Origin of the sequence: Moorena sp. SIO3I8, assembly GCF_010692325.1 — a bacterium.
In the GTDB taxonomy this organism is placed as follows: Bacteria; Cyanobacteriota; Cyanobacteriia; order Cyanobacteriales; family Coleofasciculaceae; genus Moorena.
Genome location: NZ_JAAHHW010000037.1, coordinates 23,892 through 46,458, shown reverse-complemented (window position 1 = coordinate 46,458; position 22,567 = coordinate 23,892). Strand labels below are relative to the sequence as shown.

The following is a 22,567-nucleotide window of genomic DNA, read 5'->3' as shown; positions in this document are numbered from 1 at the left end:
CTTATATGATCTTCAAATCTTGGAAATTCAAACGGTATTTATTAGGATTACTGCTGCTGGTAACAATAGCTATAAGCATTGGTTTGGCTAATTATCTACCACCCAACAATTTGATGTATGCTAAGAGCAGCACTCCTACCACTCGTGACCCCTGGCTCTGGCCCTTTTCTCAGGACTCAATCTGGAACATGCCGATTGGTAGTCATGCTAAGTATAAACCGGCTAATCTACCTCGATCAGCCCGTTCTTCTGTAGATGTTGATCTGTTATTTATTATCCCCGCAGGTAGTCCACTGCAACCCTTGTATAATCCTGGCAGTTGGACAAAGCGATGTAGCGGTCAGACAAGCTATGAAAATTTATCTATTCCTATTCCTGATGATTTAATTGTTCCGGATGCGATTAACACTCCCACTAAGTATTCTACTCCCAATAATGCTGCTGCTTTGCTTCAGCCTGATGGTCACACCATAATCCAACTAGAACCTATGGCTCGCTGTGTTAAAGGTGGTCCTGTATATGGCTATCACTGGCCAAAAAAAGACTTAGATTTATACAGTCAAGGTATTGCTGGAGGTCATCTTGGTTCTGGATTGTCCTCTATAGGTGGAACGATACGCAAGGGAGAGTTGACTGGTAGCGAGCCAATTCGCCATGTTTTAAAAATAGAACTTTGGGGAAAATACCTCAATTACAATCCCCAAAGCCCTACACCTGGATACCGCTGGCCTGCGGATAGAGCAGATCGTAGAGCTCCATCTAAATATAAAGGTAAGGATTCTCAACTGGTAATGGGATCTCTGTTAGCAATTCCTCCTAAGGTAACAGAAGAAAGTCTTGGTATAACTACACCAGCCGGTAAAAAACTTTTTCATGCTTTACAAGATTATGGCGGTTATGTAGTGGATGGAACAGGTAGAGATGCTTATGCTTTAGCTGTGGAAAAAGGGGTGAAACAAGAGTTTAAATCAGCTTATGGTTATCGGTTATTTGCTAAAGCTCACCATAATAATCCCTTTTACAAAGATTTTATGGAACTCTTTCAATCTTTACATATTGTTACTAACAATAGTCCAAACCGCGTAGGTGGAGGCGGTAGACCTAGAGCGCCTTTAGCTCCTCCCTTTGCTAATGTACCTGTATCCTAATGCTAATCAAAAAGCTCAAGCAGCTATCATCTGACCAATTCATTCGTAACATTAGCTGGCTAGGAAGTGCTGAACTAGTGCAGCGCATCTTCCGTTTAGCGACAACGGTTACTCTAGCTCGTGTCTTCACTCCCTATGATTATGGAATGGTATCAGTCATTGTTACTACTTTTCAATTTGCTAACACTCTCAGCCTGAGAGCGGGGATTGGAGCTAAGCTGATTCAGGCTGATGAGCAAGAGTTAGAGATTATCTGTAATACCGCCTACTGGCTGAATTGGATTTTATGTGTTTCCCTAGCTATTCTTCAGTGTATTGCTTCCTATCCGATTGCTTGGTTTTATGACAACAACCAACTGATTTTACCCATCTGTGCCCTTTCCCTAATTTACTTAATGTTTCCAGTTTTCATGGTTCAGTCTGCTTTGATTGAACGAGAAAACCGACTAAACGTTAGGGCTTGGTGTTATGCTGCACAGGCAATAGTCAGCAATATCATTATCGTTGGTTTAGCGCTGTTGGATATGGGGGTTTGGGCTGTAGTATGGTCGATGGTTTTATCCTATCCAGTATGGATTGTAATTACCTATTCCAATCATCCTTGGCGACCCCCTAAATCTGTCAGTTTGAAGCAATGGCAAAACATTACAAGTTTTGGCAGCAAACTGCTGGGAGTTGAGTTGTTAAATAAGCTAAGACTCAACATCGATTATTTACTAGTGGGTCGATTTCTCGGTATGGAAGTATTGGGACTTTACTTTTTTGCTTTCAACGCTGGATTAGGGATTAGCCAGAGTGTTCTTAATGCCTTAGGTTCCGCCTGGTATCCTCATTTTTGTCAAGTTCGTGAGGATTTAAAGGAGCTGAAAAAGCGATACTTTGGTAGTTTCAAGATGATTGGAGCAATTGTCTTACCACTTGTTATTTTACAAACTAGTTTGGCTCCATTTTATGTGCCAATTGTGTTTGGGGAAAAATGGGTAACCGCAATTCCTGTTTTAATCTTGATTTGCTTTTCAGCCTTGCCAATTGCCTTGTCTCGTTCCACATCTCGGCTACTTCAAGCGCTGGATAAAGCTCACATTGATCTAGGCTGGAACGTGATTTTCACTGTTGTGTTTACTACTTCCTTACTCCTAGTCATGCAAGGAGGAATTTTTTGGGTAGCTGTAGCTGTCCTGATCACCCAATTAGTAGCGATGCCAATTTTTGCGGTTTGGATCATTCGATACGTCTTTGGTAAAAGGTCAGCGTCGTCTGATTAATATCAAGTCCGCGTTTATTCAGTATTATATAGCATTTACCATACTTATGAGGTACACAAACTTTTTTCCCACTTCCCTCACTTCCCCTCCTGGGAGGGGTTAGGGGTGGGTTCCTGCTCCCTGCTCCCTTCCCCCCTTACTAAGGGGGGTTAGGGGGGATTCCTGCTCCCTAAAACCTATAACTTTCTAAACCAATTGATAAATACTCTAATGACATAGGAGACAAAAAATGAATGACTTGTTCAATAGTATCTTTCTGGAAGTTAGTGCCAGAACTAGCAATTTGTTTCAGGGAAGCTTGAAGGAAAATATTGTTTTTATTCATATTCCTAAATGTGGAGGGTCGTCAATTAGCAAAGCCCTTAAATCTTGTTATGCTACTTGGGATATCAGAGATCGTAATTTATGTCATCTGGATGCTGCTGCATCTTTGAAGGCTGCTCAGAAACTGATTGCTCGAGACTTATCATCGAGTAGGGTAGATGACCCGGTTGTGTTAAAGCTTCGAGAGAATTTACTTGTCTATTTTATGTGTCGGGAAAATGTTAATTACATTACTGGTCACTTGGTATTTAGTTCAGTAGCTCATCGTCATTTTCAAGAAAACTATGCCTTTATTACTATTTTACGAGATCCAGTAAAACGATGGATTTCCGAATATTTATATAATCGTTATAAAAGCCATGAACATTGTAAAATAGATATGGAAATCGAAGAGTATTTAGACTCAGAGTTTGGTCAAGCACAAGGACATAAATATGTAACGTTTTTAGGAGGTAACCATGAGATAGGAGACTACAGCCCAGAGCAAGCTGTTAATCAAGCTAAAGAAAATTTGCATAAATTTGCTCTGATCGGATTCCTAGAGTACCCAGAAAAATTTTTGAAACAGTTTGAAGAGCGCTTTGGCAGAAAATTAAGGATTAGGAATTTAAATCGTAATCCTAAATCAAAAAAGCACCAATCTTCTGTCATCACTGAAAAAAATTTAGAAAAAATCCAAAGGATATGTCAGCCTGATCTTGAAATATATGAGTATGCAATCGAAAATTTTTTAAATTCAAATACTTCTGAATATCAAGACAAATAACAAATGACAAATTGATATGAATATGAAATCCAAAACACAATCTTTTTTGCCACCACTAGCTAGAGTTAATTCGCTACAGGAGTGGATTCCCATTACCTTGATTCTGCTATTAGCTGTTACGTTGTATTTTTATCAACTTGGTACAGAGAGCCTTTGGATCGATGAACTCTATAGTATTCATGACGCTAAAGCGATACCAGAGAAGCTTCGTCTGACACGCCCACTCTATTTCATACTTCTACGGCTTTGGATGTTTTTCGGTGAGAGTGATGTCTGGTTGCGGGGATTGTCGATTCCGTTTGGATTAGGTAGTGTTTTCTTAACTTATTGCCTTGGTCGTCGTTTAGTGGGACAGCGAGTTGGACTGATTGCAGCTCTCCTAGTAACCCTATCGCCTGTGTTCATCAACCATGCCCAAGAAGTGCGGATGTACAGCTTAAGTACTTTCCTTGGTCTAGTAGGCACACTGGCTCTGACTCATGGGCTGGAACGTATGACCACTGTGTCAATCAGTTGCTGGCTGATTGCACGGCTTTTAGCGACTTTGACTACACCACTCAATTGTTTGCTGCTACTGCCAGATTGTCTATTACTGGTGTGGAAATTTCGTAAGCGATACCGTGTTTTGTTAGGGGTTGGTGCAGTACTCCTAGTTGTTGGTATTGTGTCCTTACCATGGATTTTCCAGGTCGCTACTGCTTCATCTGCATTCTTTGACGGTTGGACAGCTAACAACCCGAAACCAACCCTAGTTAATGTGTTGTCCCGACTAACGATATTTACAGCCTATTGGCCCTTGAAGTCTTTACAGTCCTCTGTAAGTGAACATTTCTACAAGTTATATACCATAATGTTGGCTGGTTTGCTGGGCTTTTCTCTATTTAATAGGCAGCTTAAACCCCACATTTTTTGGCTTGCTGCTTGGGGATTTTTACCGACAGCTGTGCTGTTTATAATGTCTTGGATCTTTAGTCCGGTTTGGCTACCACGCTATCTGCTATTCATTGCTCCATACCTGCTGATTTTGCTGGCAGTAGGGTTTAGCAAAATTTGGCATCGAGCACGGAAATTAGGGATTGCGATCGCTCTGATGTATTTCGTGGCAGTTGGTGGTGGGTTGGAGCATTACTATACCAAGGTGTACCGTCACGATTGGCGCAGTGTGTCACAAATGATTACGATTAATGAGCAACCGGAAGATGTCATTGCTTTACACATCGGTTATCCTCGCCCGCGTCTTGCCTTAAATCATTACTATCAGGGTTCAGCACCTATTCAGGTTTTAGATTTAGAGGAGTGGGAACAAAGTTTGTCACCATTTCCATCACGCCTGTGGCTGGTACATAATAATAACAGAAACCCAGATAGCACTGAGCAATTACAGAATGAGCTCAGGAAAAGATTTCAAATCCAAAACCATCAAGTATTCAAGAATGAGATCGGGTATAAAAGTTATATCGATGTATTTTTGGTCACCCCTAAGGACACCGAAACAGCCTTAGACTAAGTGGCTTTCAAAGATATCACTTAAACCACTTTAAAATTGGCTATTAACAATTAACAATCTTCAGCCTTTCGTTGCCACAACAGTTTTAGTCCTGGGACTAAACCTAAGCCAAGGGGAGTCGCGGGTTCTGGTACTGACTCTGGCTCTGATGGTGTGTAGTTGTAAGTAACCTGAACATCCCCTTGGGCTTTTGTTGCGATCGCATTGAGTATATTAGCGGTTCCGTTAATAATTGATATGGTTTTCGCAGAGAACAAAAAGTCTACGGGTTCAGTGCCCAGGAATGCATTAAACACGGAACCATTTGTGAAGGTCTTATCACCGAATACATTAACGGTTAGTCCGATAAATGAAACTGCAGACTCACCCTGAAAATCTAATGTGCCATCATAGGCAGCGACTTGGGCTGAATCTCCTACTGTTGCTGTCTGTGTGAACAGGGTTGTATTATTTGGTCCGACCAATGTGAATAAGCCTTCCAGATTCCAAGTCAGAGTTGCTGGCTTTGCGTCTAGGCTTTCGCTCCGTGGGTCCCCTGACATTAGCCCGTTAAATTCTATGGTCACGGAATCAAGGGTACCGAGACTGGTGTCGAACGGGTTGATATAGCAGTCGCCAGGGCAGGCGCGGACATGACAAAAGTCTCAAACCTAAGTAAGCGCAAGAGTTTGACTTCTGACTTCTGACTTCTGACTTCTGACTTCTGACTTCTGACTTCTGACTTCTGACTTCTGACTTCTGACTTCTGACTTCTGACTTCTGACTTCTGACTTCTGACTTCTGACTTCTGACTTCTGCTATATCTTGTAGATTAATTATCTAAATCATAGAATTAAAAGCTTATAAAATCTAGTTTTATTAATGGGTTAATGGTTAATTTAAAAATTGTCATTGTTCTTCAATTAACCATTAACCATTAGATTTGCATAACTATCAGGTAAACAGGATTGTTTTCCTACTCCCTGCTCCCTGCTCCCTGCTCCCTAAAAACCCATAAATTTGTACCTAATTGAATTGCCAACCGCTGTAATCATTAACCATTAAAGAATTTGGAAACTGAGCTTTCAATGCTGGCAATACTGGACAGGGTTTCTTCTGCTGCAAGTTATCTCCTTTACCACTAAAGGTATTCCACCGAAATGGTCCCAAATCGGCGGCGGCCATCCACAGCAACCGTTTAGCTCGGGTCATGGCTACGTAGAGTAAGCGGAATTCTTCAGCAGTCTTAAGCTGTGCGGCTTGTTCCCAAGCCTCGGGTGCCATGGGTAAGGGTTTACCGTGAAGGTAGGCACGAATTTGAGCTCTGGCTACTTCTGCTAGGGTAAATTCTCCCAAAAACTGAGCAGCAGTAGGTACCCACGGATTACCTGGAAGGGTGTCTTCATGGAGAAAGGGCAAGAAAACATAGTCCCAGTCTAATCCTTTGGCTTTGTGCATGGTGATTACAGTCAGTTGATGGGAACGCAGATAAGGGGAGTCTGTATTGTCTGGGTCTACAGGTTCAAAACGTTCTGAGCTAACGATTTCCTGAAGTACTGTTAGAGTTTCACTGATAGAACTGTTGCCAAAGGTCTGTTTTGCTATCCGTTCGGCTAATTTATCTGCTGTGGCTAGCTCGGATTGGTCATAGTTTAAGGTCTGAGCTAGGAAGGAAATTAGGTGATAATTGGGGAGTTCTAGACGAGCACGCAGTAAATCACAGCAGTAGCGGCGAGCTTTGATAACTGCTTTTGTCTGGGGTGGGTCCAATGGACCAGGATAGAGGAATTGTTCGGGATAGGTGGATAAAGCATTGAGGTCTTGGGTGGGAATTAACTGACGTTTTACCAAGACATCTAGGGCAGCTTTTAGGTAATCCGGAGAATGGGGACGGTCGAGAAATTGCAGCAGTGTTAGGATTTGACTGGGAACGTGGGATTCGCGATCGCGTTTTTGGACATCATACACTTCAATCCCATGCTGGCGTTTGAGATACTCCAGTTGTTCCACCACAAAAGTCCCTTGTCGATTCTCCCGCACCAGCACAGCAGCGTTATGGTTTTGGTTTTTGGCAAATAGCTCCACTACTCGCTTTCCAATCAGCTCGACTGTGTGGTAGATGTCCTTAGGAGTGTAGAGTTCTAAACCTCTCCCTTCTGGATTTGGGTTGGCATCCGGTTGAGGGTCATTGGCATCGACTCGACGAATGGTTTGAGGACGAAAGGGTAGCTCCGTCGCTGGTTCGGTTTGGGGGATAGAGTCTGGCTGTGGTACTGTTTCGGTAGAGTTTTTGCTGCCATAGGTGCTATTGACCCAATTCACGATAAAGTTGGCAGCATCGATGATAACCTGGCTACTGCGACCCGCTTGATCCATTGTGGCTAAACGTCCTATTCCCTGACATTTTTGGCAAAACCAATTGAAGTAAATCGGGTCAGCTGGGGTAAAGGTAGAGTTAATGGCTTGATTGGGGTCTCCAACTCGGATCAGATTTGTTAAAGGTTGGGAGGTTGAAGGTTGGGAGGTTGAAGGTTGGGAGGTTGAAGGTTGGGAGGTTGAAGGTTGGGAGGTTGAAGGTTGGGAGGTTGAAGGTTGGGAGGTTGAAGGTTGGGAGGTTGTTCGCGTAGCGTGGCCAATAGGCCAAGGTTCAAGGTTTGGTTCGGAACTAGCTGGGAATGTGGCTAGGGTTTGCAAGAGTCGGTATTGTAACGGTGTGGAATCTTGGGCTTCGTCTTCAAAGACGGCAAAAAATTGATTTTGCCAGAGCTGACGGATGGCATCGTTTTGTAGGACTCTCAGCGCGGCTAGAATCATGTCATCGTAGTCGATAAACTCACGCGATCGCACTATGGTTTGATACTGTTGATACAGTCCTGCTGCGATCGCTAATATCCCATATTCATCGGTTGTCTGTTCACTGAGGTGCCACAAATCTGCTGGTAATAACCCAGAACTTTTGGCTTCATGGATAACAGTGTAGGCCAGGTTAGGTAACACTTCCGTTCGCAATACGGATTGTCTGCGCAACCGTTCTGTTTCTTCTCCATCAAAGCTTCGACCTTCGAGCAAGGTAAGATACCGGCGTGGATAATTAGCAATCCACTGTTCCACACAAGCACGGATTAAGCGATGACTTTGATTTGGAGTTACTAGAGTACTACTGTCTAGATTAAGTCCCGATAATTCTGGATGACGGTTAGCAATGTAGAGGGCTAAACCATGTAAGGTATAGACTACAAAACTATTTTGTGGGACCTTAAGGGTTTTTAGGTCATCGCGGATTTTAGCTCGAATACTGGCAGCCGCAGAGCGAGTGAAGGTGACTACCAGCAATTGATATCTGCTATGGAGTTGGTAATTTGCGATCGCAATTGCTGCAGCTTTTGCCATGCCAGTAGATTTCCCAGCACCAGGGACAGCAGAAACCGCTAAGGTTCCCCCTTGCCAGTCGGCCATTGGTTGTTGTCCCCGTCTTAAACTATTGCGGAGTCGTTGTAGTTCTTGGGCACGCCAAGCGGCGAGGGGGGTTTGCTGTGAGCCTGACTTGGTATCTGTATCCTCTGACATGTTGAGATTTGCTGCAAGTGACTATTTTTTGGTATTGTAATTAGCCCAGGTTGCAAATCGCTATCGCTTTTGGTTAAGCTGGTTGGTCATTCAACCATTAGACCTCGCGAGTAGGGACAGATTTTCACAGGGAACTCAGATCCTAGAGTAGCTTAATCATTCTTCATAAATTCGTAAAATGATCACTAATTACGCAAAAATGAGCCAAAAATGGGCTTATTATGCGTTTTTATCCATAAAACATGCCAAAACTACATTGGCAGTTTTAGTTCTGCTGAGGATATTTTAGGAACGGAAACTCTCAAAGACTTCTTTCGCTTTTCTCATTTTAAGGAGGAGATTATGAAGCGAGTTGCGATGTTTTTCATGTCCTTGATGGCTGCACTGGTACTCATTGCTACCCCAGCTTATGCAGTGACTATTCAAACAGGGATGATTAACCTGAATTCCTCAGGCCCAGCTGAAACAACAAATGGTGACACAAGCACATTTACAGAAGTGTTATTCCCAACCCCATTTCCGGAAGGCTCAGATGTGATCGTGATTCCAATGGTTCAAACCTTTAATGGAGCAGATACCCCTGGTGTCAGGATCGCAGATGTAACCACGGAGAGCTTTAAGTTCAGAATGAACGAATTAGTTCGGGGTGGTCCAAGGCAGGCCCTCTCAGATGGTCCACATACAACTGAAACCATAGGTTGGATCGCTATCGGTGAGTAATCGCTCTTAGGGGTTTTTTCTGACCCCTGTCGCCTGTGCCCCATGGATGGGGCACAGGCGATTTAAGTATTTGGTTCGGAGTTCCCTGAAGACTAAGCAAACTAGAAAAAATCCTTTGGGATGATCAGCGAATAACTATCAAAATTAGGTCTACCAGCTTCCAAGCTATAATCACTATAGACGCTGATCTTGAAAAGAGGTCAAAGGAATGGTGGAACGGCCGCCCCGCTATAGCAAAGAAGAATTCGCCCAACGAGGCAATCATATTGGCATTGCTGAGGGGCGGAATGAATATGAGTGGGGTGGGCATCCTGCCTGGGAATATTGATAACCGTCAAGATGCCGGTTCCACGCCTGATGCCGTTAAGCTGTATCAGCCTTATTTCAACTTTCACTGGTCACAAGCCTTAGGATAGTTCACTGGCGTTAACCGCTCCAACCCAAGATTCCGAAAGATGACTCTATACTCAAAGTGTAGAGTTCTAGTGGATCACAGGATCAGCAATGAAGATTAAAGTAGTTATTTGGCAAGAGCATGGGGTATGGTGTGGCTCAGTTCCAGCACTACCTGGATGTCATACATGGGGTGAAAGCTATGAACACCTTATAGAAATGCTTGAAGAAGCTGTCCAGGGTTGGATTGAGGTGGCGAGCGAAAGGGAAGAGTTTGAGCCTGATAAGCAGTTAGTTGAACTATCCCTATGAAGTCTATATCTGGCAAGGCTCTCTGCAAAATTGTTGAGAAGCGAGGATGGGTTCTCAAACGAATCAATAGTAGTCATCACATTTATAGCAAGAAGGGTGTTCAAGCTATTCTCTCTATCCCTGTTCATGGCAACCGAGATTTACCGACTGGAATTTTAAGTAAGCTCATGAGGGATGCTAATCTCAGGGAAGAAGACTTGGGTAAGTAAAGTTGTGTTTACTATTGGTCTAGCAGGTTCCGATCTATAATCACCATAGACGCTGATCTTCTTGAAAAGAGGTCAAAGGAATGGTGGAACGGCCGCCCCGCTATAGCAAAGAAGAATTTGCCCAACGAGGCAATTATATTTATGAGATTCAAGTACGTCCTTTGGTAGAAAAAGGCAATTATGGAAAAATCGTAGCGATCGACATTGAAACGGGAGCTTTTGAACTTGCCGATACTCCGATCGCGGCCACTGATCAACTCTATGAGCGATACCCTGATGCCCAACCTTGGGTAATTCGGATCGGACATCGTGCAGTTTATCGTTTTGGTTCTCGGAGCTTGAAGAAATTGGTATGATGCAAGGCTTTGTTAACCAAAATTGTGAAGCGGTTTATTGCTATTATCAGTTCAACCTAAAATGTACCCTTTAAGGGGTAACTCTGAGAACCGTAAGAGTGTTTGCAGCTATCCTAGAAAAAATCCAGGACAAAATTCTTCGACAACAGTATGTGATGACGATCCATGCTGATGAAGAAATGGATGACGACAATCTGATGCTGGCGGATGTTGAGCAGGCCATTCTCACTGGTGAAATTATCGAGCGTCAGAAGGATAGAGCTACCGCAGAGTACAAATACCGGATTCAAGGATATTCAACTGATGGCGATCCTGTGGAAGTAATTGTTAAGCTAGGCTCATCTGGCAAGGTTATAATCATCACAGTCTATGCACTCTGAAATTGAAGAATTTACTGTTTGCGATGTTTGTGGTTTTGCTGAAGCCAGAACTCGCTATGGATCTCGAGCCTATGGGAAAGGAAAAGATCTACTGGTGATTGAAAATGTACCTATGGTTAGCTGCCCTAGTTGCGGTACGAGTTACTTAACATCATTGACTCTTAAAGAGATTGACCGTATTAAGCGCGATCGCAAGACAGTAGCAGTAACAAAATCTGTGAAGGTTGCTAGTTTCTAAGTTTAATATTAACGAGTCCACTAAACACAGGGAACTTCAATATCATGGCAGATGGTAAATCCAAAGTCGCACTGATTACCGGCGCATCATCGGGTATGGGCAAAGAAATGGCCAAATCTCTGCTGAAGGATGGTCTGACCGTAGTAGTGGCGGCACGTAGTGTTGAGAAAATGGCTGACCTTAGAGAGTTGGGTGCTCACCCACTCCGTTGGACATCACCGATGAGGCCAGTATCCAGGCTGCGGTGAATGAAATTCTAGACACTTATGGCAAGGTCTCGCCCCGCTGACCTTAACCGTTAGACTTTGCTGAGTATCAGTAGATGGTCTTCAGAACTGTTAACATTGACTTTGTCTTTTGGATGTGCTTCCATTGTCAAGCACCAAATGCACTACAGTTGCGTGTAACTACAGGTGAGAGCGATCGCAACATTGGGCTAGACAAATCATTATGGATCAAATCATAGCAAAGGTTTTCTTAGAATGCGTTCGCGCAATCGATGCCAGCGAGTTGATAAGTCGCGTTTCTTCCACGGACAAAGAGTTTAGCTTTCAAAATTGGTTTGCTGTTCGTCTTGAAAGGCTTTCCTTGAACTTCGATGAACCTTCAAGAAATGCTTATCCAGACTTCAGGCTTGTTGATTTCCCCCTTGGCTTCGAGATAAAAGGATTAGGATTTCCAGGCAGGGAAGCAAACTATGACTGCAATAGTCAAGTGCCCTCAGGTCTGCATAATGGCAGGACAATTTACTATGTGTTTGGACGATACCCAGCAAAAACCAAGGAAAAGAACTATCCAGTCTATGATATTGTCATGTGTCATGGCAATTTCTTAAATGCAGACCATTCTTATATCCATAAAAATAAGAATCTTAAAGGTTTCGGTAGCTATGGAGACATTATGATTCGTGACCGAAAAATGTATGTTGCACCTACACCATTTGCCCTTACGGATGGCACAGAACGCCAAGTTACTCTGATTGCTCCAACTGGCTTTAAATGTGGTATAGATTTAAAACACTCGGGTACTATCACACGTATAGAGACTCCAAGGCTGATCAGGGGTTATTACTTTGATATGATTGAACATACGCTTACACCTTCCTATATAGATAATCCAAACGCAGGAAAGAAACACACATTTGAAGTTTTTCGTGCAGCAAAATCTTTAGGACCAACAGTCACTCTTCGTTGATATGGAACTTTCATTCACAAGTCTTTTTTCTGGTGCAGGTGGCTTAGATCTCGGCTTTGAAATGGCTGGTTTTAAACATCTATACTCCACAGATATTGATAGATGGAGCGTTAAAACACTCCGTAATAATCGACCTGAATGGGATGTTGAAGAAGCTGATATTCGAGAACTATCAGAAAGAGATTTACCTGATAGTGATGTAATTTTAGCAGGCGTTCCATGTCAGGGCTTTTCACTGGGCGGGAATCGAAAGGAAAATGACGAGAGGAATTTTCTGTTTCAAGAAGTTGTCCGAATGGCAAAGATCAAGAAGCCTCGCTTTATCGTAATTGAGAATGTTCTAAATCTCAGGACAATGAAAGAACCCAAAAGTGGAAAGCCTTTTGTTGACGTAATTTCAGAGCATTTCAAGAGTCTTGGATACTACATAAAATATAATGTCTTCAGAGTATCTGGTTTTGGAGTGCCTCAAACGAGAAGAAGATTTATTTTTATTGCCAGCTTCGACCGATTTCCCTCAGCTTTTCACTGGCCCACGCCAGAGCCAGATACACCAGCATCAGCCTATTTAGCTGATCTGGCTGCCAATCCATTCATTTCCCTTCCTAATCATTGTCCTGAATGGGGCTTCAAAAGCCGTGTTCATGAGGAGACTGGAAAGGAATTTGATCCTACTGAGACCCCTGTACCATGTAGATTCTCTCGAACTGGATCTGACGGACATCCAATAAGATCTTTGGATGCCCCATTTCCTGCTATTGATACTGGAACTATTTGGGGGTGGGCTCAGGGAAATGTGGTGGCAGAAAGAAAGGAAAAAGATCGCGTCAATGGGCAATTTGTAAGGAATCCAAATATTAACTTAAAGCTATGGCGTATCAGTGCAAGCCGTCTGCGACGCTTTACTAATCGTGAATATGCCCGACTTCAAACTTTCCCAGACTCATGGGTATTTCATGGAGGAAATAAACGTCATGTCCACCAGCAGATTGGCAACGCTGTTCCTGTACAATTTGCCTATCGAGTTGCCTGTTTTATTCAAGCAGTTTACCAAGCACAGTGTTTAGGCCAACCAATGAATTTATTTACTAATAATACGGTATTACAACTGGAATTAAATTTATAACTCAATAATTCGGTATGATCATGCCGATTGGTAGGTTGCTTTGAAGGACAAATCCCAAAAATACCTAGGCCATCCCTAGCGGTTTTAACAGGGTGACAATGGGCATGTAGAAGCTGGAGATTATTATAGGAATTCCCAGTTAGGCTCCCAGTTACCACCTTTTTACCCCGCTTTACAACTATTCGCTACTGTAGCAGTAATCCTGTCACCCCAGTATCAGGGTAGAGTAAACTTTACTATCACCGTTATTCAGTTGTAAAAAGTCCGAGACCTTGCCGCCCTTCTTTGAGTGTGTTAGCCTAATGTATAACGAAAGATTCCCACACTGTTCACCACAGCGAATAGTGATCGAAGGTAGCAGCAATCGTGGCATATTCCTTGCTATGACCTGTACTTTAGAATTGTGTAATCAGGTTTTAAAGGTTGATTTAAGCGTGAAATTATTAAAAGAAACCATATTAGTTCTTCGTGATATCATTACAGGTGATGGAAATTGTTCACCCTCTCGAAGTGGTCCCCAATTGGTTGAATTTTTTAACCAATTTGGTTCGAACGATGAATACGGTCGAGGTTTTCCTGCACGTAAGAAATACGCTGAGGAGAAGTTACGTGAGTTTAACGATAAGCTAATCATGAAAGATATCCTGCTCGCGGCTATTGATCCTCGTCATTTTTGGAAAGAAGGAAGTGATAATAAAGAGGCAGTCGAACTTCTTAACAAATATCTTGAATTTGATAATTATAAACTACAATCTTCAGGAAACAACAAATGGGATGTTTCTAAATTGGATGGTTCTCAAATTGAATTATCACATCCTTATGAAAATTCGCAGAAAGTAACACATATTTTTATTGATGAGCAAATCAGTAAATGTGACGATAAGATTGCTAAAAGTGATTTTGATGGTGCAATCACTAACGCACGCTCTCTCGTTGAGGCAGTTTTGTTGGCAATCGAACAAGAGTTTGATCCTAATCCATCGGACTATAAGGTAAACTTACCTGAACGGTATAAGAGAGTTCAAAAACACCTTAATCTTTCTCCAGGACAGGAAAACCTTGCAAAGTGTTTAAAGGAAATTCTCAATGGTCTAACAAAGATAGTTAATGGCTTGGCTACTTTGCGAAATAACATGAGCGATGCTCACGCCAGATCCTATCAACCGTCGGAACATCATGCCAGACTAGCAGTTAATTCGGCTAAAACACTATGCCACTTTCTATTTGCAACAAAGGAGTATCAAATGCAGAAAAACAACAAACCTAACAATTAAAACCCAATGCAATAGCTAATTAAACTCAGTCAGAGAGTCACCCCCGACCCCTGGCTGCAAAAGCAGACATGAGACGATCACCATCACCCGCTCTTCAACATCCTGGTGCCTGACAATCACACCAAACCCCAACCATCCCTAGCCATGTTAAAAGGGTGACAATGGGCAGGTAAAACCTGGAGATTATTAACGAGTTACAACACCTAGAGCCTTGCCATCTCTCCCTGAGTCCAATAGACTCATTTAGAATCAACGAATCGCACCCTAAACTATGCATCGCATCGCCGCAACTCCGGGAGGATGGAACCCTGAAGCTGAAGGGGTTATCTTCATCGAACAAACCCCAGCACCGATTATTTTCCTCACTGCTGCTGACACCGATATCCAAACCCTAGCCGCATCAGTATCCCAACTTCCCCCAGATTTCCCAGCTATCCGAGTCGCTAACTTGTTGCAGTTGCAGCAACAACTAACCATTGATACCTATGCTGAGGATATTTTAGCCAAAGCACGGATTATCATTATCAGATTATTGGGTGGACGCTCCTACTGGTCCTATGGCTTAGAAGTGGTGAAAGAAACAGTAGAACAAACTGGCGCTACATTATTGGTTTTACCAGGAGATGACCGACCAGATCCTACCTTAACTAGTCACTCCACAGAAACTATTCCGATAGTGAATCAATTATGGCGCTACTTTACAGAAGGCGGTGTTGAGAATTTCACTAATGCTCTGAAATTTGTGGCAGATGTATGCCTGGAGCAAACCAATAATCCACCACCACCCAAACCTGTGCCTCGGGTTGGGGTTTATCCATGGCAATCGGGCATAAAGGTTAGCAAGTTGAAGGTTAGCAGGTTGAAGGTTAGCAGGTTGAAGGTTAGCAGGTTGAAGGTTAACAGGTTGAAGGTTAACAGGTTGAAGGTTAGCAGGTTGGTTGAAAAGTTGAAGGTTAGCAGGTTGAAGGTTGTTCGCGTTCGCGCAGCGTCGGCTTTGCCGAAAGCGTGGCCTATTGGCCAAGGTTGGGAGGATAACCAGGAACCAAATAACCTACCCGAAGGCAACACCAAGGGCGAACAACCTACCCTACTCGAAGGCCAAAGGCAAACAACCAAACAACCTTCAACCAAAACAAACCTTCAACCTTCAACCAAAACCAACCTTCAACCTTCAACCAAAACAAACCTTCAACCTTCAACCAAACAACCTTCAACCAACATAAACCTTCAACCTTCAACCAAACAACCTTCAACCAAAACAAACCTTCAACCTGCTAACCTTCAAGCTGCTGGCAATCTTAAAGTAGGTATCCTGTTCTACCGTGCCCATTACTTAGCGGGAAATACAGCACCGATTGATGGGTTATGTCAGGCTTTGGTAGAACGGGGCTTGGAACCGGTGCCAGTGTTTGTGTCTTCTTTACGGGATCTAGAGGTACAAAGGGAATTGTTAGGCTATTTCCAAACTCCCGATAGCTCTAGTAGTGCGATTGAGCTTTGCTCACGCTACGCGATCGCAGTGTTGCTGAATACGACTAGTTTCTCGGTGGCTAAGTTGGATGCTGAGGTACATCAGTTGGAGTTGTGGGAAGGGCTGGATGTGCCTGTGTTGCAGGTTATTTTAAGTAGTGGCACGGTGGAACAGTGGGAGTCTGGGTTTCAGGGATTGATGCCTAGGGATACTGCCATGAATGTGGCGTTGCCAGAGGTGGATGGGCGAATTATTAGTCGTGCGATTTCCTTTAAGTCGGCGCAACGGTGGAATCCTGCTCTGGAAACGGATGTGGTGGTTTATGAACCAGTATGCGATCGCATTCAGTTTGTAGCAGATTTAGCCATGAATTGGCTACGGTTACGGCAAACCCTACCGAATCAGAGAAAGGTTGCTCTGATTTTAGCGAATTACCCCAATCGAGATGGCAGGCTGGCCAATGGCGTAGGATTAGATACCCCGGCCAGTTGTGTGGAGATTTTAAAAGGGTTACGGGATGCTGGGTATTGGGTTGAGAAGATTCCGGAAACTGGGGATGAGTTGATTGAGTGGTTGACCGCTGGGGTGACCAATGATCCGGAAGGATGGCAGTTACGTTTGGTACGACAGGAGTTGAGTTGGCAGGAGTATTGGGACTATTTTCAAGGGTTACCGATAGGGGTTCAAAAGGGAATCCGTGAGCGTTGGGGAGAGTTTGATCTTAACGGTAAAGACCGCAAAAATGGCCAGGGAGAGATAACCGAGATTTCGGGATTTCCCATTTCAGGGATTCAGTTGGGAAATGTGTTTGTAGGGATTCAACCCTCTCGGGGTTATGATCTTGACCCAGCTTTGAATTATCATGCTCCCGATTTGGAACCCACTGATGGGTATTTGGCATTTTATTATTGGTTGCGGAAGTGTTTTGGTGCCCAAGCAATTGTTCATGTGGGCAAGCATGGGAATTTGGAGTGGTTACCGGGTAAGAGTGTGGCCTTGTCAGAGTGCTGTTATCCAGAAGTAGCGTTGGCAGCCATGCCTCATTTGTATCCATTTATTGTCAATGATCCGGGGGAGGGTGCTCAAGCAAAGCGTCGCGCTCAAGGGGTGATTATTGATCATTTAACCCCTCCCATGACTCGTGCTGAACTTTATGGTCCTCTGCAACAGTTGGAGGGATTGGTTGATGAGTATTATGAAGCGCAGAGTTTGGATTTGTCTCGCTTGCCAATTATTCGCGATCGCATTGTTAGACTTATCCTTGATGAGCACTTGCACGAAGATTTGGGGATTGAAGTAGACGACATCGAAGCTGGAGAATCGGAAATTACTAATCAAATTGATGCTTATCTTTGTGAATTGAAAGAAGCTCAAATTCGAGATGGATTACATGTCTTTAGTCAATGTCCCCAAGGACGTCAATTGCAGGATTTAATAGTAGCAATTGCTCGTCATCCAGGAAAGAATCGCATCGGCTTAACTCGTGCTTTAGCTCAGGATTTAGGTTGGGGTTTTGACCCCCTAACGGAAGAGTTTTCAGTGGTTAAGGAGATAGCAAAAAGCAGTATAGAAAGGGAACAGGGAACAGAGAATAAGGAACAGGGAACAGAGGAATGCTATAGTGGTAAATATACTGTTGGTGATTTGGTTGAAGTATTAGAAGAAGAAGCGTCTAAATTAGTAGAACAAATCATCACTAATTATCCATTAGCGATTACTGATGATCGATTACCGATTACTAAAACAACAAAACAAGAATTAGATTGGATACGCGATCGCCTTTTACCAGCACTACAACAAACTAATCAAGAACTTACCCAATTGTTACGGGGATTAGAGGGGAGATATGTACCGAGTGGGCCATCTGGTGCGCCGACTAGAGGACGACCGGATGTTCTGCCCACAGGTCGGAATTTTTACTCTGTTGATATCCGTGCCATACCCACAGAAACAGCGTGGGATGTAGGCAGAAAGGCAGCTGAGGTGCTAGTGGAGCGCTATACCCAGGAAAATGGTGAGTATCCCAAAACCCTAGGAATTTCCGTATGGGGCACATCGACCATGCGTACCGGGGGAGATGATATTTCCGAAGCTCTAGCGTTGTTGGGAGTGCGACCGATTTGGGATGGGTCCTCACGGCGGGTGGTAGACTTTGAAATATTGCCAGTGTCTGTGTTACAACGTCCCCGAGTGGATGTGACCCTGCGCATCTCTGGCTTCTTTAGAGATAGTTTCCCCAATTTAATCGACCTATTTCACAATGCAGTAGTTGCTGTGGCAAGCCTGGATGAATCACCATCAGACAATCCTCTAGCAGCCCAGGTGAAACAGGAAACAGACGATTGGTTACAGGTAGGGTTGAGTCAGTCCCAAGCCCAAATGCGATCGCACTACCGCATCTTTGGCTCAAAACCAGGAGCCTATGGTGCCGGGTTACAGGGTTTGATTGAATCTCAAAACTGGCAAGATGAGCAGGATTTAGCTCGCGCTTACATTAACTGGAGTAGTTACGCCTACAGCTCATCTTCCCCCAAGGGAGCCCCAGAAGCCTTTGAGCAGCGTCTGAAACAGATGCAAATTGTATTACACAATCAGGATAATCGGGAACATGATTTACTCGATTCAGATGATTATTACCAGTTTCAGGGGGGGTTAACCGTAGCGGTGCGGGGGTTAACTGGCAAAAATCCTCAAACCTACTTTGGTGATAATTCTATCCCTGAAAAGCCCAAAGTTCGACAGCTAAAGGAAGAGATTGCCCGAGTGTACCGTTCTCGTGTCGTGAATCCTAAGTGGATTGAGGGAGTGATGCGCCATGGTTACAAGGGAGCATTTGAAATGGCAGCAACGGTAGATTATTTGTTTGCCTATGATGCTACCGCTAATTGTGTCGCAGACCATATGTATCAAGGAGTAGCTCAGGGGTATTTATTTGACCCAGACGTCCAAGAGTTTGTCCAACAAAAGAATCCATGGGCATTGCGAGATATGGCAGAACGGTTACTGGAAGCTAATCAGCGGGGATTGTGGCAGTCAGTTGCACCAGAGACCTTAGAGAAATTGAGAGCGATCGCATTACAAGCAGAAGCAGTGATTGAAGGAGAAAATTTTGGCATTGTATAGCTAGGGAACAGGGAACAGCGGATCTGGGAATAGGGAACAGAAATATGTTTTAACCTTTACTTCGACTACTATAGCATTTCTATTCTAATGAGGTACATAAATTTTTTTACCACTTCCGACTTTCAACTTCCGACTTCCCTCTTATGAATTGATTGCTCCTTTCGCGTAGCCTGGCCTACGGCCTCAGTCCCTGCTCCCTGCTCCCTAAAATACCAAAAAATTTGTACCTCACCTAATTAAAAATCGCTATATAGCGTTTATGCCAGTTATGAGGTATAGTCTTCTTTGACGTTGATTCCCTGTTAGGTGCGCTTGACCTATTAAGAATTAAATTCGCCACGGGTCGCACCTCTTGATGCAGCCCATCGCTATTCCCTATTCCCTATTCCCTATTCCCTATTCCCTCTTCCCTCTTCTTTCTTCTCTCTTGCCTGTTCCCTGTTCCCTGTTCCCTGTTCCCTAAAATCCCGAAATTCTGTACATCATACCTATGATAAACGCTATATGAGCTTACGTCTATTTAACATAAAATTGCTTTAACTTAGACGCTACGTCTTCTGGATTTGTCCGATCAGGAAATACTAAAATAGCCTTAATTTTGTTGTTAGCAACTATTTCTGGCAAGCGATGGAATTGTTTATCAGTAATAGCAATTCCATCATAGGTTTCGGCATAATCTACTTCTTTGGTAAAATTTTTATCATTATAAGCTTGAATAAAAACTCGATCTACATTCCATTTTGGCCAGTCAGCAGCAAAATATTTTTTAGCCCAATAAGGATTATGATGACAAAGATCAAAACTAACCTTTGGGTTAGCTTGTTTCATAGCACCGATCATTTCTTGTGAAAAAGCGGTTAGCTTATTAGTGCGATTTACTTTACCTGGCAACTCGGCATGGTAACCCAGATAATCGTCCCATTGGACTGCATCAATTTTAGGATATTTTTGGACAAACTCTACTAAAATATCTCTAAAAAAATTAGCAACTTCAGGAATTTCTACATCAAGAATATAATGCTCGATTCCTGGATAGGTGCGGTCAACGCCGGGTACAACCCATTTTCGTTCAATAGCTAAATCAAAAATCGGGCTATTTTTATCTATTTTGATACCTTTTTCAAAGTAAGCATGAACTTCCATGCCGTGTTTGTGTGCTTCATCAATTAGCCAAGTTAACCAGAGGTCGCGAAACTGATTAGGACAACTTTTATAACCAAACGTTTTTTGCATCACTTCACTAGTGTACATAGGACAAATATTACCCCATACACCATGAATAATCGTATTAATTCCTTGAGAATGATAATGACGAACTTGTTTTCTAATCTTCTCTTCACTAGCATTATTAGTTACCTTATAACGACTTATATAAATTCCTCTGATTGCTTTTTTATCCAAAGGAGTTTGAGTTGTTGGTGATGCTGGCTGATGATTAGGTTTAACAATTGGTGTTTGAGGTTTTTGAAGTTTTTGAGCTGTTTGAGGTGTTTGAGGTTTTTGAGCTGTTTGAGGTGTTGATGAAGCTGGCTGATGATTAGGTTTAACAATTGGCGAATTTGGTAAGGAAGGTGCAGTGGTTACAGAAGGCTGAGTAGGAGCCGAAGGTTGTGGTTCGGCTGGTGTCGAATTTAATCCAGGAATAGTTATTGGTAGATTTTTAGGAATAGCTATTGGTAGGTTTTGAGGTAATTTGCTAATCATGGCGAAACCTCCTTGATGGTTCAACCACCAATAACCACCGCCTAAAACCAGTAAGATTAGAGAAATAGGAATATTTGCGCATCCACATCCACTGTTTTCATTATTTTTATTCGACATCGTCAAATTCTTGCCTAGCAAGAGTTTGGGACATTATTTTAAGTTATTTTAAGCGGCTGAAGCCGAAAATCGAGATATATAGCAATTCTATATCCCATAAGGTACCTATTATCACCCTAAATCCCCCTTAATAAGGGGGACTTTGAGGTTGAGAAGCGTACCTCATAACTGCGATAAACGATATAGCTAGCGTTTTAGCAGCTTAAACTAATAGTGTAGCATACTTTATCCGGAAGAGGCAAGCTTTTGAGCATAGGGACGCAGATTCCCTAGTTGTTTGGTAACCCATTCAGCATTAAAAATTGCTTTATATATAGGGTTGTTCAGCCTCAGCCATCCTTGTTGATTAACCACCAAACCCGATAGCAGCAATTCCTTGCACTCTTGGCTGTTATCCATCGGTACATCATCTCCAGCTAAAATCTGCTGATAAAGTCCCAGCAATTTATCAGCATAATATTTATTAGTCAAATTATTACTCAAAAGGCGAGCCGAGATGCTCCGCAAATGTTCGGGTTGATCCTGGGATTCCCAATTATCAATAATTTGATTATGTACGATTTTGCTAACCCAAGATTCCTCATTACCAGGAGGAATACTCAACCCGACCTTTACTGAGTCTACCACCAACTGACATAGTTTTTGGGTCAGAAAAGGTTGTCCTCCTGTCCAAGCCAGTATCTCCTTGAGAATCGTTTTAGCATTACCCCCTGTTTCCTCTAATCCCTTGGCAAGGGGATATGCTTCATCGAATTCAAAGCCATTTAGTTCTATGGCTTTCCCGATATTAAACGGTGTCGGCTTTTTGCCAGTCATCAAATCCCTTGGCTTAGCTACCCCGAATAAAGCAAAGACAAGGCGATTATAGTTGGGATTAATTACTCTTTGGTTATAGCAGAATCGGATTAGGGCAAAAAAATCATCAACGGGAAAAGGTAAGTTGATAATAGTATCAATTTCATCAATGAAGATAACAATTCGTTCATTAGGAAATTTGACCAGCAGGATATCTTCCAGGAAATAACTCAATTGCTGAAGCAGTGAGAGATACTCTTCCTGGTGCCACCAGGATTGGAAATTAAAGTCACCGAATAACTTGAAACCTCGTACTAACTCAGCCACCACTGCTTTGTACCACTGATTTGGGGTAATTATTTCGCTACCGATGCGCGTCATATCAATAGTGCTGCATCTTATACCTTCTTGTTGTAGTTGATGTCTGATTCGCACCGATAGAGAAGACTTACCCATTTGTCGGGGAGCCATAACATAACAAAACTCACCCCTTTTTAAGGCGTTATAGAGTTGGATATCGCCTTGTCTTTCTACATAGCTAGGCGCATCACTGGCTAGACTACCACCGACTTGGTATAGAAGGTAATTGTCAATCATAA

At 43.0% G+C, this 22,567-nt stretch carries 19 protein-coding genes; 15 read left to right on the top strand and 4 right to left on the bottom strand.

Annotation, left to right across the window (positions count from 1 at the left end; genetic code table 11):
- Positions 1–5: 5 nt before the first annotated feature.
- The 4 genes from F6K51_RS16315 to F6K51_RS16300 all read left to right on the top strand — a co-directional run bounded on the left by F6K51_RS16315 (position 6) and on the right by F6K51_RS16300 (position 5,010).
- Positions 6–1,148, top strand: a complete 1,143-nt coding sequence (locus tag F6K51_RS16315) for a hypothetical protein (RefSeq protein WP_293021830.1) — start codon at positions 6–8, stop codon at positions 1,146–1,148.
- Complete coding sequence (locus tag F6K51_RS16310) at positions 1,148–2,413, top strand: lipopolysaccharide biosynthesis protein (RefSeq protein ID WP_293021828.1); 1,266 nt, start codon at positions 1,148–1,150, stop codon at positions 2,411–2,413. The genes F6K51_RS16315 and F6K51_RS16310 overlap by 1 nt, the downstream gene beginning before the upstream one ends.
- A 229-nt stretch (positions 2,414–2,642) precedes the next feature.
- Positions 2,643–3,503 carry a sulfotransferase family 2 domain-containing protein gene (locus F6K51_RS16305; RefSeq protein ID WP_293021826.1) on the top strand — a complete coding sequence of 287 codons (861 nt, stop codon included), beginning with the start codon at positions 2,643–2,645 and terminating at the stop codon, positions 3,501–3,503.
- 22 nt (positions 3,504–3,525) lie between these two features.
- Positions 3,526–5,010: a glycosyltransferase family 39 protein gene (locus tag F6K51_RS16300; RefSeq protein WP_293021825.1), complete on the top strand. Its 1,485-nt coding sequence runs from the start codon at positions 3,526–3,528 to the stop codon at positions 5,008–5,010.
- 50 nt (positions 5,011–5,060) lie between these two features.
- Here F6K51_RS16300 and F6K51_RS16295 read toward each other — a convergent pair whose 3' ends face one another.
- Both F6K51_RS16295 and F6K51_RS16290 read right to left on the bottom strand, forming a co-directional pair.
- The gene (locus tag F6K51_RS16295) at positions 5,061–5,615 is read right to left on the bottom strand and encodes a choice-of-anchor E domain-containing protein (protein ID WP_293021843.1); all 555 of its coding nucleotides are present in this window, start codon (positions 5,613–5,615) and stop codon (positions 5,061–5,063) included.
- 400 nt (positions 5,616–6,015) lie between these two features.
- Positions 6,016–8,556, bottom strand: a complete 2,541-nt coding sequence (locus F6K51_RS16290; RefSeq protein ID WP_293021824.1) for a UvrD-helicase domain-containing protein — start codon at positions 8,554–8,556, stop codon at positions 6,016–6,018.
- A gap of 210 nt (positions 8,557–8,766) precedes the next feature.
- Between F6K51_RS16290 and F6K51_RS16285 the strand changes: the two genes are divergently transcribed.
- The 11 genes from F6K51_RS16285 to cobN all read left to right on the top strand — a co-directional run bounded on the left by F6K51_RS16285 (position 8,767) and on the right by cobN (position 19,352).
- The gene (locus F6K51_RS16285; RefSeq protein ID WP_293021823.1) at positions 8,767–9,276 is read left to right on the top strand and encodes a hypothetical protein; all 510 of its coding nucleotides are present in this window, start codon (positions 8,767–8,769) and stop codon (positions 9,274–9,276) included.
- 504 nt (positions 9,277–9,780) lie between these two features.
- A complete protein-coding gene (locus F6K51_RS16280; protein ID WP_293021822.1) occupies positions 9,781–9,981 on the top strand; it encodes a type II toxin-antitoxin system HicB family antitoxin in 201 nt (66 codons plus the stop codon).
- On the top strand, positions 9,978–10,190 hold the full coding sequence (locus F6K51_RS16275) for a type II toxin-antitoxin system HicA family toxin (protein WP_293021820.1): 213 nt from the start codon (positions 9,978–9,980) through the stop codon (positions 10,188–10,190). The genes F6K51_RS16280 and F6K51_RS16275 overlap by 4 nt, the downstream gene beginning before the upstream one ends.
- 80 nt (positions 10,191–10,270) lie before the next feature.
- The gene (locus F6K51_RS16270; RefSeq protein ID WP_293021818.1) at positions 10,271–10,546 is read left to right on the top strand and encodes a hypothetical protein; all 276 of its coding nucleotides are present in this window, start codon (positions 10,271–10,273) and stop codon (positions 10,544–10,546) included.
- A 98-nt stretch (positions 10,547–10,644) separates the two neighbouring features.
- A complete protein-coding gene (locus F6K51_RS16265) occupies positions 10,645–10,926 on the top strand; it encodes a DUF4258 domain-containing protein (protein WP_293021816.1) in 282 nt (93 codons plus the stop codon).
- The gene (locus F6K51_RS16260) at positions 10,916–11,164 is read left to right on the top strand and encodes a type II toxin-antitoxin system MqsA family antitoxin (protein ID WP_293021814.1); all 249 of its coding nucleotides are present in this window, start codon (positions 10,916–10,918) and stop codon (positions 11,162–11,164) included. The genes F6K51_RS16265 and F6K51_RS16260 overlap by 11 nt, the downstream gene beginning before the upstream one ends.
- Before the next feature lie 44 nt (positions 11,165–11,208).
- Positions 11,209–11,412, top strand: a complete 204-nt coding sequence (locus F6K51_RS16255) for an SDR family NAD(P)-dependent oxidoreductase (RefSeq protein ID WP_293021812.1) — start codon at positions 11,209–11,211, stop codon at positions 11,410–11,412.
- A 202-nt stretch (positions 11,413–11,614) separates the two neighbouring features.
- Positions 11,615–12,358 carry a hypothetical protein gene (locus F6K51_RS16250; RefSeq protein WP_293021811.1) on the top strand — a complete coding sequence of 248 codons (744 nt, stop codon included), beginning with the start codon at positions 11,615–11,617 and terminating at the stop codon, positions 12,356–12,358.
- Between the two features lies 1 nt (position 12,359).
- Positions 12,360–13,484, top strand: coding sequence for a DNA (cytosine-5-)-methyltransferase (gene dcm, locus F6K51_RS16245; RefSeq protein ID WP_293021810.1), 1,125 nt, complete (start codon positions 12,360–12,362; stop codon positions 13,482–13,484).
- A gap of 344 nt (positions 13,485–13,828) precedes the next feature.
- On the top strand, positions 13,829–14,758 hold the full coding sequence (locus tag F6K51_RS16240) for an abortive infection family protein (RefSeq protein WP_293021809.1): 930 nt from the start codon (positions 13,829–13,831) through the stop codon (positions 14,756–14,758).
- Positions 14,759–15,029: 271 nt separating this feature from the next.
- Positions 15,030–19,352, top strand: a complete 4,323-nt coding sequence (gene cobN, locus F6K51_RS16235) for a cobaltochelatase subunit CobN (protein ID WP_293021808.1) — start codon at positions 15,030–15,032, stop codon at positions 19,350–19,352.
- 516 nt (positions 19,353–19,868) lie between these two features.
- Here the strand turns inward: cobN and F6K51_RS16230 are convergent.
- Entirely contained in the window at positions 19,869–21,173 is a 1,305-nt protein-coding gene (locus F6K51_RS16230; RefSeq protein WP_293021806.1) for a family 10 glycosylhydrolase, read from the bottom strand.
- Positions 21,174–21,398: 225 nt separating this feature from the next.
- The gene (locus F6K51_RS16225) at positions 21,399–22,565 is read right to left on the bottom strand and encodes an AAA-like domain-containing protein (RefSeq protein WP_293021805.1); all 1,167 of its coding nucleotides are present in this window, start codon (positions 22,563–22,565) and stop codon (positions 21,399–21,401) included.
- Positions 22,566–22,567: the final 2 nt, after the last annotated feature.